Source organism: Collinsella aerofaciens (assembly GCF_015546965.1).
GTDB lineage: Bacteria > Actinomycetota > Coriobacteriia > Coriobacteriales > Coriobacteriaceae > Collinsella > Collinsella aerofaciens_X.
The window spans coordinates 162,284-175,354 of record NZ_JADMUF010000002.1; the positions used below are offsets into that span (position 1 = coordinate 162,284).

The 13,071-nt window shown below is 63.1% G+C and carries 10 protein-coding genes and 1 tRNA gene; 4 read left to right on the plus strand and 7 right to left on the minus strand.

Translation table 11 applies throughout. The features are described 5' to 3' along the window. Positions 1–69: 69 nt before the first annotated feature. The 7 genes from I1M21_RS02405 to aroF all read right to left on the minus strand — a co-directional run bounded on the left by I1M21_RS02405 (position 70) and on the right by aroF (position 8,088). On the minus strand, positions 70–1,308 hold the full coding sequence (locus I1M21_RS02405; RefSeq protein ID WP_195192279.1) for a shikimate kinase: 1,239 nt from the start codon (positions 1,306–1,308) through the stop codon (positions 70–72). After that, positions 1,309–2,454: a prephenate dehydratase gene (gene pheA / locus I1M21_RS02410; protein WP_195192280.1), complete on the minus strand. Its 1,146-nt coding sequence runs from the start codon at positions 2,452–2,454 to the stop codon at positions 1,309–1,311. It lies immediately after the preceding gene. Positions 2,455–2,589: 135 nt separating this feature from the next. Then, the gene (gene aroC / locus I1M21_RS02415; protein WP_195192281.1) at positions 2,590–3,690 is read right to left on the minus strand and encodes a chorismate synthase; all 1,101 of its coding nucleotides are present in this window, start codon (positions 3,688–3,690) and stop codon (positions 2,590–2,592) included. Between the two features lies 1 nt (position 3,691). Beyond that, positions 3,692–5,011 carry a 3-phosphoshikimate 1-carboxyvinyltransferase gene (aroA, locus tag I1M21_RS02420; RefSeq protein ID WP_195192282.1) on the minus strand — a complete coding sequence of 440 codons (1,320 nt, stop codon included), beginning with the start codon at positions 5,009–5,011 and terminating at the stop codon, positions 3,692–3,694. After that, on the minus strand, positions 5,005–6,111 hold the full coding sequence (gene aroB, locus I1M21_RS02425) for a 3-dehydroquinate synthase (protein WP_195192283.1): 1,107 nt from the start codon (positions 6,109–6,111) through the stop codon (positions 5,005–5,007). Before aroB ends, aroA begins: the two co-directional genes overlap by 7 nt. Before the next feature lie 36 nt (positions 6,112–6,147). Further along, entirely contained in the window at positions 6,148–7,062 is a 915-nt protein-coding gene (locus tag I1M21_RS02430; protein WP_117564237.1) for a prephenate dehydrogenase, read from the minus strand. A gap of 3 nt (positions 7,063–7,065) precedes the next feature. Continuing rightward, entirely contained in the window at positions 7,066–8,088 is a 1,023-nt protein-coding gene (gene aroF / locus I1M21_RS02435) for a 3-deoxy-7-phosphoheptulonate synthase (RefSeq protein WP_195192284.1), read from the minus strand. 204 nt (positions 8,089–8,292) lie between these two features. Here aroF and I1M21_RS02440 point away from each other — a divergent pair. The 4 genes from I1M21_RS02440 (at position 8,293) to I1M21_RS02455 (ending at position 13,065) form a co-directional block, all read left to right on the plus strand. Then, positions 8,293–8,369, plus strand: a tRNA-Arg gene (locus I1M21_RS02440). A gap of 76 nt (positions 8,370–8,445) precedes the next feature. Continuing rightward, positions 8,446–11,169, plus strand: a complete 2,724-nt coding sequence (locus I1M21_RS02445) for an HAD-IC family P-type ATPase (RefSeq protein ID WP_195192285.1) — start codon at positions 8,446–8,448, stop codon at positions 11,167–11,169. Positions 11,170–11,272: 103 nt separating this feature from the next. Next, the gene (locus I1M21_RS02450; protein WP_195192286.1) at positions 11,273–12,415 is read left to right on the plus strand and encodes a zinc ribbon domain-containing protein; all 1,143 of its coding nucleotides are present in this window, start codon (positions 11,273–11,275) and stop codon (positions 12,413–12,415) included. A 107-nt stretch (positions 12,416–12,522) separates the two neighbouring features. Continuing rightward, positions 12,523–13,065 (plus strand): peptidylprolyl isomerase, encoded by a 543-nt coding sequence (locus I1M21_RS02455; protein ID WP_006236059.1) that lies wholly within the window; start codon positions 12,523–12,525, stop codon positions 13,063–13,065. Positions 13,066–13,071 lie beyond the last annotated feature (6 nt).

Below are 13,071 nucleotides of genomic sequence, written 5' to 3' on the forward strand. Positions count from 1 at the left end.
GCAGGCCTTGGGGTTCGACGTTTGCCCAGATAAAACCTGCCAAAATAAACCTGTCCCTTTTGGTAGGTTTTAGAGGGTGTCGAGGAGGGCTTGGGCGGTATTGGCGGCGCAGTCGCGCGAGTCGATGATGTAGTCGGCCCAGGCGCGGTAGTGCGGCATGCGCTGCTCGGCCAGCTTGTCGATGCCGTCGCGGGCGGTGATGGGGCGGCCCTTGTGGGCGAGCTCGTTGAGCTTACGGTTGAGCATCACGATCTGGCTGTTTTGGTGCAGCAGCGGGTAGTTCTCGTCGCACGTAACGACGCCGCCGCCCGTGGAGAGCACCAGACCACTGCGCTTGGAAATGTCGGCCAAGGCAGCCGTTTCCTGCTCGCGGAAGGCCGGCTCGCCGCGCTCGACGATAAAGTCGGCGCAGGGCATGCCGAGGCGCTCCTCGAGGGCGCGGTCCAGGTCAACGTGCTCACGGCCCGTCAGCAGGGCGACCTGCTCGCCCACGCGGGTTTTGCCCGAGCCGGGCATGCCGATCAGCGCGATGTTCTGCTCATGGCGGGAGAGCTGCTCCGTCACGTCCAGGATGCGCTCACGCGGGGTGACCTGTCCGGTGTAGCGCTCGACGGCTTGTGCAGCCTGGGCCACGAGCATCAGCAGGCCGCCGATGCTCGGGATGCCGCGGCGCTCAGCCTCGAGCATGAGTCCCGTGCGAGCGGGGTTGTAGACGATGTCAATGACGCCCTCGAGCGCATCGAGACCCTCGAGCGTACAAGGCGCGTCGGGGCAATGGGGGAACATGCCGGCGGGCGTGCAGTTGACGAGCAGCGCGGCATCGGACTGCTGGGCGATGTTGTCGTAGTTGATCTCGCTCGTGCGGCCTACGGGCACGACGATGGCGCCCAGATCACCCAGAACCATGCTTGCCGTGGTGCCGGCACCGCCGGTGGCGCCGAGCACGAGTGCCTTCTTACCGGCAACCTCCACGCCCAGCTCCTCGACCAGGCACTGGAAACCGAAGTAGTCGGTGTTGTCGCCGCGCAGGCGGCCGTCGGCCAGGCGGGTGATCGTGTTCACGTTGCCCATGCGCTCGGCGAGCGGGCTCAGCTCGTCTAGGTACTCCATAACGGCGCGCTTGTAGGGGATGGTCACGTTGGTGCCTTCCCACTCATCGCCGGTCATAAATGCCTCGAGATCCTCGGGCTCGCGCTCAAAACGCACGTACTCCAGGCCCGCGAGCTCCTTGTAGATGGTCGGGGTGTAGCTGTGGCCCAGGACGCGGCCCAGCACGCCGTAGGGGCGGGTTGCGGCGGTATCGGTCATCTAGAGCACCTCCGTGTAGCTGCCAAAGTAGGTGAAGCTCTCGCACACGTCGTCGATGGAATCGAGCAGGTCGTCGAGGGCCTTGCTGCCAAAGGGGCAGTCCAGGTCAAAGTAGAACATAAACTCAAAGTCGTGCCCGGGGATGGGGCGGCTCTCGAGCTTGATGAGGTTGATGTTGAGCGCATAGAAGCGCTCGAGCACGCGATAGAGGGCGCCCGGCTCATTGGCCGTGGTGATCATGAGCGAGGTGCGGTTGGCGCCGGGGTAGACGCGCGGCTCGCGGCTGATGACGACAAAGCGCGTGTAGTTGTTGTCCGAGTCCTGGATGTTGGGCTCTAGCACCTCCAAGCCGTAGAGTGCCGCGCAGCTGCGTGAGGCGATAGCGGCGACGTCGGTGCGGTCGGAGTTTGCGACCATTTCGGCCGACATGGCCGTATTGGGGTACTTGGTGGCGTGCAGGTCGTGCGCCTCGATAAAACTGGCGCACTGGGCGATAGCCTGACCGTGGCTGTAGACCCCGCGCACGTCCTGCAGCCTGGTGCCGGGCTTGACGAGCAGGTTGTGGTCGATCTTGAGACGCAGCGAGCGCACGATGTGGAAGTCGAACTGAGCGAGCAGGTCGTAGACCGCGTTGACCGAGCCGGCGGTGGAGTTCTCGATGGGCAGAACGCCAAACTCGCAGAAGCCGTCGCGCACGGCGCGCATGACGCCCTCGAAGGTCTCGAAGAATGCGATATCGGGCACGTCGAAGAGCTTGCACGCGGCAATCTGGCTGTAGGCGCCCTCGACGCCCTGGCAGGCGACACTGGCCGTCTGGGGGAAGGGCGTGTCGAAGGCCTCGGCCGTGGCGTGGGCCTTCTGCGAGACGGTGATGCCCTTGAGCTCGTTGATGTAGCGCTGCTGCTCGGCCTTGCTCATGCTCATAAGGAGGCGGAACAGGGTGATAGTCTGCGCCTCGTAGCGCTCGGGCGCGCGGCTGGCGAGGTTGTTGAGCTTGGAGCGCTCGCGGGCGGGGTCGAAGACAGCCTTGCCCATCTCGATTTTTGATTTGGCGACCTCGGTGGCGATGTCCATGCGCTCGACAAAGCTGTTGAGGAGTGTGGTGTCGATGCCATCAATGGCCTGGCGAATATCGGCAAGGTCCATAGGGACCCCTTTCACGTGTCGGTGATTTTTCTGGGACGGGGATTAAAAAATCATTGTGTGCCTAATGATTTTTTAATCCCCGTCCCAGAAAAATCACTGGGTGGGCGTGGGGGCCGGAGTTGGCCCCCACGGGGATTACTGGCGCTGAGCCGCGTCTTCTAGGAGGGCGTCCCAGATGGCCAGCGCTGCGGCTGCTTCGGCCACGGGGACGGCTCGGGGGACGATGCAGGGATCGTGACGGCCGTGGACCGAGAGCTCGGCATTTTCCATGGCGTCCATGTCTATGGTCTGCTGCTCGCGGCCAATGGAGGGCGTCGGCTTTACGGCCATGCGCCACATGACGGGCGCGCCGGTCGAAATGCCGCCCAGGATGCCGCCGGCGTTATTGGACTCGACCTCGATCTCGCCGGTCTCGGCATCAACGCGATACGGATCGTTGTTCTCGCTGCCGCGCATGGCGGCCACGGCAAAGCCCATGCCAAACTCCACGCCCTTTACGGCGGGAATGCCAAACGCGATTTGCGCGATGCGGTTCTCGATGCCGTCGAACATGGGGTCGCCTATGCCCGTGGGAAGCCCGTAAATGCCGCACTCCACGATGCCGCCGATACTGTCGAGTTCGTCGCGCGCGGCTAGGATTTCCTCGCGCATACGGCCGGCTGCGGCGGCGTCAATGCACGGCAGATCGTTCGTAAGGATCGCCTTGCGGTCGGCCTCGCGATAGACCATATCGTCCATCGGCAGGTCGGAGATACCGCCGATCTGCGCGACGTGCGCCATCACCTTGATACCGCGGGCCTCGAGCGCCTGCAGTGCGATGCCGCCGGCGATGCATAGAGGTGCCGTTAGGCGGCCGGAGAAATGCCCGCCACCAGCGACATCGTGCATGTTGTGATACTTCACACGCGCAGGGAAGTCCGCATGTCCGGGACGGGGCTTGCGGCGCAGCTCGGAGTAATCCTTGGAGCGCGTGTTGGTGTTCTCGATAATCGCGGCAATGGGCGCGCCGGTGGTATGTCCATCGACAACACCGGCGATGATGTGGGCGGCGTCGGCCTCGCGGCGCTTGGTTGCGGTCTCGTCGCGACCGGGGGCGCGACGGTCGAGGAAGGCCTGCAGCTTCTCCTGGTCCACGGCGATGCCCGCCGGGATGCCATCGAGCGAGCAGCCGATAGCGGGAGAGTGCGACTGGCCGAAGATGCTTAAGTGCAAGACGTTGCCAAAGGTCGAGGACATGCTATTCCTCCTCGAGTGTGACCTTGCCGCCCAGCAGGCGGTAGTGGTCGAAGAAATCGGGATAGGACTTGTTGACGGCCTCGGCGCCGTGGATCACGACCTCGCCGGTGGCACGGCTCGCGGCGATGGCGGCCATCATGGCGATGCGGTGGTCGTTGTGCGAATCGACCTCGCCGCCGCTGAAGGCATCGACACCCTTGATGATGAGGTCGTCACCGGCGATGCGCACCTGCGCGCCCAGCGCGGTGAGCTCGCGGGTGGTGGTGGCCAGACGGTCAGATTCCTTGATGCGTAGGCGTGCACAGTCACGGATGAACGTGCGGCCCTGAGCCAGCGATGCTACGGCCGAGATGACGGGCACCAGGTCCGGAATGTCGTGCGCGCTCATCTCAAAGCCGGCGAGCTTGTCGGACTGGACGGTGGCGGCGTTGGTGGAGCGCACGATGCGGGCGCCAAAGCGCGAGAGCGCGGCGAGCACGTTGCGGTCGCCCTGTGCGGAACTCAGCGACACGCCCTCGACGGTGATGGGGTCGCTGCCGATGGCGCCGGCGCACAGCCAAAAGGCGGCGTTGGACCAGTCGCCCTCGACGGCTACGCTGCCGGGCGTGCGGTACGAGCCACTGCTCACGCGGAAGTTTGTGACTTCGGGCTGGCCGTCCCTGGCGGGAATACGCTCGACGTTGACCTCGACGCCAAAGGCCTTCATGGCCTGGATCGTCAGGTTGATGTAGGGGCGGCTCTCAATGAGGCCGGTCACCTGCACGCAGGAGGGCTGGGCGAGCAACGGGGCTGCCAATAGCAGGCCCGAGATGTACTGCGAGCTTACGTTGCCCGGCAGCACAAAGGTGCCCGGGCGCATGCGACCGCTCGTCTTGAGCGGAAAACCGCCCAGACCCTGTAGGTCGCAGCCGGCGGCGATGATCTCGTCCGAGAGCGGGGACAGCGGGCGGGCGCCCAAGCGTCCCTGACCCACAAAAGTTGCTTCTGCGCCCAGCGCGCAGGCGACGGGCAACATAAAGCGGAGCGTGGAGCCGCTTTCGCCGCAGTCGAGCGTGCCGCCGGCAAGGGCCTTGAGCAGGCCAAACTCAACGCTCTTCATGGTGGGGTGGACCTGGAAGCCGTCCTCGACGGTCTCGATGCGGGCGCCGAGCGCCGTGAGGCAACGTACCGTGGCCTCGATGTCGGCGCAGGTGGTGTTGCAGGTAACGTGCGTCTCGCCGTTGGCAAGCGCGGCGCAGATGATCAGGCGATGCGCCATCGACTTGGACGCGATGGCGGGAACGGTGCCCTTGAGCGGGGACGGGGTGATGCGGGCTAGCATGCGGAAGCGTCTCCCTTCTGGCCGAGGCCCTCGGCAATTAAATCGTGGAAAGTGGAAAGCGGCGTGCGGTCGATGCTGCAGCGGCCAATGCCGTGCGGAATCACCAGGTCGATGGTGTCGCCCGCGCGCTTCTTGTCGTGGAGCGCCTCGGCAAAGATGGCATCGGCATCTAGGTCGCAGCGGTTCTTGAGGCCATGGCGGGCGCAGAGTTCCTCAATACGACCGGGCAGTGCAGCATCGCAAACGCCGTGCAGGGCCGCGGCGCGCGTGATGATGCCCATGCCGATCGACACGCAGTTGCCGTGTCCGAGCTCAAAGTGCTCGCAGGCCTCAACGGCATGTCCGGCGCTGTGTCCAAAGTTGAGGAGCTTGCGCTGGTTGGTTTCGCGCTCGTCGGCGACGACCACGGCGCGCTTGATGTCGATATTGCGGGCGATGATGAGCGCTACGCGGGCCACATCGCGGTTGAGCAGCTCCAGCGTGAGCGGGGTCTTCTCCAGCTCGGCGAAAAGCTCCGGGTCGGCGATCACGGCGTGCTTGACGACCTCGCCGCAGCCGTCGGCGAACTGCTCGGGCGTGAGGGTGGCCAGGCACCCCACGTCTGCGATAACCACGCTCGGCTGCCAAAAGGCGCCGGCCAAGTTCTTGCCGGCAGCCAGGTCGATGGCGGTCTTGCCGCCCACAGACGAATCCACCATGGCGAGCAGACTCGTCGGGATCTGCACAAGCTTGCAGCCGCGCATGTAGGTGGCGGCCACAAAGCCCGCCACGTCGCCCACGACGCCGCCGCCGAGTGCCACGATCACGTCGGAGCGCGAAAGCTCGTGCTCGGCCACAAACTCCAAAATGGCAACATAGGTTTCGGCGCGTTTATGGGCCTCGCCGGCCTCGAAGGTGCAGATGCTCACCTCGTAGCCTGATGCCTCCAGACTCTGCTTAACTGGCATCTGGTAGAGCGGGCCCACGTTGGTGTCCGTCACGATGACGGCCTTGGTGCCGCCGGCAGTGGCGCGCACGAGCGGTCCCGCCTGCTCCAGCAAAAACGTGCCAACATGCACCTGGTAGGGGCGTGCAGTGTCGATATCGATGGTAATCGCCATAAGCTTCGGTCCTTTCGACCTGGCGTGATAGGTGGTCTAGTGGGAGGCCTCGTCGTCGAGCGCGCGCTTAATGCGGTCGCCCTCGGCAAGGAGATTCTCCAGATAGCGCTGGTCGCGGTCCTTAAGGGCGCGGCTGTAGGCGCCGAGCGATTCGATCAGATGGTCGATCTCGAAGGCGAGCGCATCGGCGTCGTCGATCATGAGCTCGGACCACATCTGCGGATTGAGGTGCGCCACGCGGGTGAGGTCGCGGTAGCTGCCAGCCGAAAAGCCGTGGTGGACCTGGGCAGTGGGGCTTTTGACGTAGGCGTTGGATACCACGTGCGCAAGCTGGCTCGTGAAGGCGATGACACGGTCGTGCTCGGCGGCGCTGGTCACGCTGAACTTGCCAAAGCCCAAGGGGCGCACCATCTCGCGCACCTGGCCCAAAAGCTCCAGTTTGAGCGCATCGTCCACCGCGGGCGGCACGAGCACGAGTGGCGCGCCCTGGAACAGATCGGCGCGGGAGTGCGCATAGCCCGAGTACTGCGTGCCCGCCATGGGGTGCGCGCCCACAAAGTAAAAGCCGTGCTCGCGGGCAAGCTCAAAGGCGCGCTCGCACACGATGCCCTTGACGCCCACCGTGTCGATCACCACGGGGCCCATGATGGCCTCGGTGTCGGTGGCGTCGGCGAGCGCCTGGGCGTGCGCCTCGAGCCACTCGATGCATGCCTCGGGATAGCAGGCAAGGACGATGATGTCGCATTCGCCGAGTGTCTTGTCGTTGAGCTCTCCGGCGACAGTGCCCATGCTGGCGGCCGTCATGACATCGTCATCGGGGTCCCAGGCCAGCACGCGGACGCCCGCCTGCGCATAGCCGCGGGCAAAGCTGCCGCCGATGAGGCCAAGGCCGACGATGCCGGCGCACTTGGGGCCGCCCTGGTTAACGCGCGCGTTTCTCACCGTACCCATGGGCTACTCCATGGTCTCTTGGCAGACAACCTCGCGGATGGCTCGGATGCGGCGCATGGTGTCGTCGAACTGATCGGGGGTGAGGGCCTGGGCGCCGTCGGACCAGGCGCGGCTCGGCTCGTCGTGGACCTCGATCTCCAGGCCGTTGGCACCGCAGGCGGTCGCGGCGAGCGCCATCGGCTCAACGTAGCGGGTGTAGCCGGTGGCGTGGCTGGGGTCGGCGACGACGGGCAGGTGCGACAGGTGGTGCAGCACCGGCACGGCGTTGAGGTCGAATGTGTTACGGGTGCGGGTCTCGAAGGTGCGGATGCCGCGCTCGCACAGGATGACGTTGTCGTTGCCCTCGCTCATGATGTACTCGGCGGCCATGAGCAGCTCATCGATCGTGCCGGACATGCCTCGCTTGAGCAGAATCGGAGTCTGGGTCTTGCCGACCTCCTTGAGCAGGGGGAAGTTCTGGGCGTTGCGGGCGCCGATCTGCATGACGTCGATCTTCTTGTCCAGGAAGACCTGCACGTCGCGTGGGTCCATGATCTCGGTGACGATCGGCATGTCGAGTTCGGCAGACGCCTCGCGCAGCAGGTCGAGGCCGGCGGGACCCATGCCCTGGTAGGCGTAGGGGGAGGTGCGGGGCTTGTAGGCACCGCCGCGCAGCATCGTGGCACCGGCGGCCTTCACGCGGCGGGCGATGCGGATGAGGTTCTCGCCCTCGACGGAGCACGGGCCGGCGATGACCTGGAACTGATCGCCGCCAATCTTGACGCCGTGGCCGCAGTCGATGACGGAGTCCTCGGGGTGGAACTTGCGGTTGGCGCGCTTGAACGGCTCGGAGACGCGCTGCACGCGCTCGACGACATCCATGGACTCGAGCAGGAACGGGTCGATCTTGGTCGTATCGCCCACCAGGCCGATGATCGTCTCATTCTCGCCGCGCGAGACGTCGGTCTTCAGGCCCTTTTTCTCAATCCAGCTGACGATATGGCTGACGGCCTCGTCGCTGGCGCTCTGCTTTAAAATAGCAATCATGGTGTGCCTCTCACCTCGATGGATAACCCTTGCAAAAACGGCCCGCATCGCGAACCGTGTATATATGGTGCATGAGAGTTTATACTATCTGACTCGCTTTTGCCTTCTAAAGTGGGCCGTTGCGCCGCGTCTCCCACGTAATTGCAAAGCTTTTTCTTTTATTTTGATAGCCCGTGGTGCACTTGGGTATAATGCCAAACGTTGGCCCTATTAGCTCAGGGGATTAGAGCGTCTGCCTCCGGAGCAGAAGGCCGTTGGTTCGAATCCAACATGGGGCACCATCGAACGTAAGACCGTCCGAACCTCGCATGGTCCGGGCGGTTTTTCTTATACCGACGCGACGTGATGGGACGTGGTATGGCAGCAACGGATATCGAGCGCGGACTCTCAACCGCCGAGGTCGAGGAGCGCATCGCCGCCGGTAAGATCAACCGCAACATGGAGCTCAAGACCAAGTCGGTCAAAGAGCTCATCATCGAGAACCTCTGCACGCTGTTCAATTTGATCAACGTGATCTTGGCGTTCCTGGTCATTTTGACCGGTTCGTTTAAGAATCTGACGTTCCTGTTCGTGGTGTTCTTGAACACCGCTATCGGCGTCATTCAGTCCATGCGTTCCAAGAAGATGGTCGATAAGCTCACGCTTCTGACCTCTAAGAAGGCCATCGCGGTGCGCGACGGTGCCGAGGTGGAGCTCGACTTGGACCAGATCGTGCTCGACGACATCATTCGCCTCGGGCGCGGCGACCAGATTCCCGCTGACGCCGTGGTGGTTTCGGGCGAGGCGCTCGTGAACGAGAGCTTGCTGACGGGCGAGAGCGACCTTATCAAGAAACAGCCTGGTTCTGAGCTCATGAGCGGCAGCTTTATCGACTCGGGCCTGCTGCGCGCCCGCGTGATCCATGTCGGCGCCGACAACTACGTGGCTAAAATTAATAACGAGGCGAAGTACGTCAAAAAGGTCAATTCCGAGATCATGAACGCGCTTAACGCCATCGTGCGCTTTGCGAGCATCATCATGATCCCGCTCGGTTTGGCGTTGTTTGCCTCGAGTGTGAGCGAGCTGTGGGATGCCGCGGGAACCCCGGGCGATAGCGCGCTTTCGTGGTGCTTCTCCGAGCTGTTGGCTGGTCATGTGCCTTCGTCGGCGCTGCTGTCCACGGTGGGCGCCCTGCTGGGCATGATTCCGCAGGGCCTGGTGCTGCTGACTTCGTCGGTGCTCGCGATTGCCACGGTGCGCCTGGCCCGCCGCAAGGTGCTGGCGCAGCAGCTCTACTGCATCGAGACGCTCGCGCGCGTCGACGTGCTGTGCCTGGACAAGACGGGCACCATTACCTCGGGTCGTATGGAGGTCGAGGGCACCTACCCGCTGCCGGTTGAGGGCGTGAGCCTAGGCGCCGGCTCGGACGAGGCGGCTGTTCCCGTCGATACCACGGTGCTCGATTTTGCGCTGGCTAACGTCGCGCGTGCGACTTCGGCCGATGCCAACGAGACCTGCCAGGCGCTGCTCAACTATTACGCCGATCGTCCGGTCGAGGTGTCCGAGCCGCTGTCGGTCATTCCGTTCTCGTCGTCTAAAAAATGGAGCGGTGCTTCTTTTGCGCAGGGCTCCTATGTGATGGGCGCCGCGCAGTTTGTGCTTTCGGAGCGTGTGTTTTCGCAGGTCGAGAACCGTGTCGCCGAGCTTGCCGATACCTGCCGCGTGCTCGTGGTGGCGCGCGTGGACGGCTTTACGCCCGATGGCGATATGGTGGGCGAGGCCGAGCCCGTGGGCTTTGTGACCATCCGCGACGAGATTCGTACCTCGGCGGCCGAGACCATCGGCTACTTTAACGAGCAGGGCGTGACCCTCAACGTGATCAGTGGCGACGACCCGCGTACGGTGTCGTCGATCGCGCGCGTGGTGGGCGTGCCGGGGGCGGACGCTTATGTGGACGCCACGACGCTCGATACACCGGCCAAGCTCGATGCCGCAGTGGACCGCTACCATGTCTTTGGTCGTGTGACCCCGCAGCAGAAGCGCGAGCTCGTGCAGGCGCTCAAGCGCCGCGAGCACACCGTGGCCATGACGGGCGACGGCGTCAACGACGTGCTGGCGCTCAAGGAGGCCGACTGCTCCGTGGCCATGGCGGCCGGCTCCGATGCCGCGCGCAACGTGGCCGAGATCGTACTCGTCGACAACGACTTTGCCTCGATGCCCGCCGTGGTGGCCGAGGGCCGTCGCTCCATTAACAACCTGCAGCGTTCGGCCTCGCTATTCCTGACCAAGACGCTGTTCTCTATGGGCCTGGCGGCGCTGTGTATCGCGCTGCCGCCGTACCCCTTCGAGCCCATCCAGATGACGCTCATTAACTTCTTCTGCATCGGCGCGCCGGGCTTTGTGTTGGGCCTGGAGCCCAACAATGCTCGCGTGAAGGGGTCATTTTTGACCAACGTGCTCAAGCGTGCACTGCCGGCGTCGATTGCGGTCATTTTGGCTGCGGCGCTCGATATCTTTGTGGCGCGCGTGTTTGGTTTTAGCCAGCTCACGCTGTCTACGATGTGCCTGCTTACGTCGTGTGCGGCGAGCGTCAGCCTGATCTGGCGCATCTCGCAGCCTCTCACGCCCTTACGTGTGGTGCTCTTTGTGTTTGTAGTCGCCGGCATCCTGACGGGGGTTATCGGATTCCCGAAGCTGCTGTCTATTGCCAACCTGACGATGGGTCAGATGGTTATCTTGGCTGTCATCGTGGTCTTTACCTGTTCGGTGTTCTTTAAGCTCGCCACGATGATGGATTCGCTCAAGCCGCGTCGTCGTCATGCCGCAACTGGTTTTGGCCGCGGCGTGCGCGTCCGCCTGGGTCGCGGTGGCGGCAAGGTGAGCTCGACGGGTTCGACGGCCGAGCGTTTTGCCAAGCGCGTCGCCGCCGACATGGCGCAGCGCCGCGAAGCTCGCACCGTTCGTGAGGCCGAGGCCCGCGCACTCGAGGGCGTGGCCCAGGTCCAACCCAAGAAAAAGAGGAGTGCCGGAGCCAAACGCTCTCGCGTGACCAAGTCCGCCCAAGGCATCAAAGTCTCGATGCCAAGCAAAAAGAAGAAGTAGCTACGCGCCCTGGCGATGTTGAATTGGTGCCTTGTTCCTGTGGGGCCGTGGCGATGTTATGCTCTAACCTCGATTGTTTGAATTGCTTCGAAAAGAGGATGCCGTGATCTGCCCGCATTGCCTTAAGACTATCGAGGACGGCGCCTCGTTCTGCCCCTACTGCAACGCCTATGTGGGTCCGGGCGATGGTCCCGAGCACACCGAGTTCGTGTTCTGTGAGGGCTGTGGCGCGCGTCTTTCCCCGCATGATCGCACGTGTCCCAAATGTGGACGCCCCGCTCCGGGTATCCTCTCCGAGGACGCGGCCGCATCCGACTTGGCTGCGGGCCGCACGGCGGGTTTTCCGCGCCTAACGCAAGAACAGATCGATACCGAGGTGCCGCATGCGCCGGCCTCTGCCGCTGCGGTGCTTTCGGACGCCGCCGATCCTAACGAGACCTGCGTGCTGCCGGCTTTCGATAAGGATTTCGGTATTCCCGAGGTCGATATTCCCACGCCGGTTTCCCTGCACGACGATGCTCAAAAACCCAAGCGCAAGGTGCATCCCGACGAGGACGCTTATCACAAGCACAAGCGTCATATCCCTAAGCCGCTCATCGTCATCGCGATCCTTGCCTTTGTGTGCGGTGGTGCCTATTGGTTCGTGACGACCGATCCCATGGGTGTCATGCCTGGCTTCTATGACCAGTTTGGCCAAGCCGCGCAGACGACCTTCCCCACGCGCCAAAAGGGCGAGGCGACTGAGGACGATACCAAGCAGGACGATTCTGCCGAGGTGGTCCAGGAAGAAACCGTGCTGACCGATGATCAGCTCTATACCAGGCTCGACGGTCTGTATCAGACCATCGTGTCCTACGGCGACGAGGACCAGATCGGCGAGGTCATCGATTCCTTTAACAACGGTTATCTTCGAACGCCGCTGTCCACCCGTCAGGAGCTGTCGCAGAGTGCCTACGCCCTGCGCGACCAGATCAAAAAGACGCAAGATGAGCTCAACAACCTTAAGTACCAGGACGATACGGTCTATGCGGATGACATCGCCCACTTAAAGCAGCTTGCCGAGTGGATGTACGAGCGTGTCGACGTGATCTGCCAGAGTTGGGACATCTCGCTGGCCATTCCCGATGGCGAGTCGATGAGTTCCCACCAAAGCGAGATCCTGGCTCCCATCGCGCAGGGCGGCAACAGCGCGCTGAACCAGTACGACGCCAATGTGGGTTCCTGGAAGCCGCAGCAGCGTTCCTAAAATTAGTTCGCCATAGTCGGCATAACCTACGTGCGCAATTGATGTAAGCCTGTGCTTATTGCTACAATTCGTACAAATATGCTTTAAACGCACGAGGAAGGAACCACATGTTTGGTTTTAAGAAAGAGCTCTACACGCCCGAGTATCAGCTTGCCGGCGACGAGTGCGCCGTAATCGAGACGTCGAAGGGTACCATCAAGGTCAAGTTTGACGGCGAGGGCGCTCCCATTCATGTCGCGAACTTCTGCGAGCTTTCCACGATGGGTTTCTATGATGGCCTTAAGTTCCATCGCTATGTGCCCGGTTTTGTCATCCAGGGCGGCGACCCCAATACCCGTGATATGTCCGGCGCCGATGTCGCTGCCGGCCTTGAGGGCCCCGACGGCATGCCCGGTACCGGTGGCCCCGGCTACTGCATCAAGGGCGAGTTTGCCACCAATCCGCGCAACAGCCATGTCGATGGCGCCCTTGCCATGGCACGCTCCATGGACCCCGATTCCGCGGGTTCGCAGTTCTACTTCTGCCTGGGTGCCCAGCATAACCTTGATTCCGGTTATACCGTCTTTGGTACCACGGTCGAGGGTCTCGATGTGATTTCGCAGCTGCGTGCCGGCGACGAGATCGTCCATGTCGAGATCGTTCACGAGTAAAGGGGA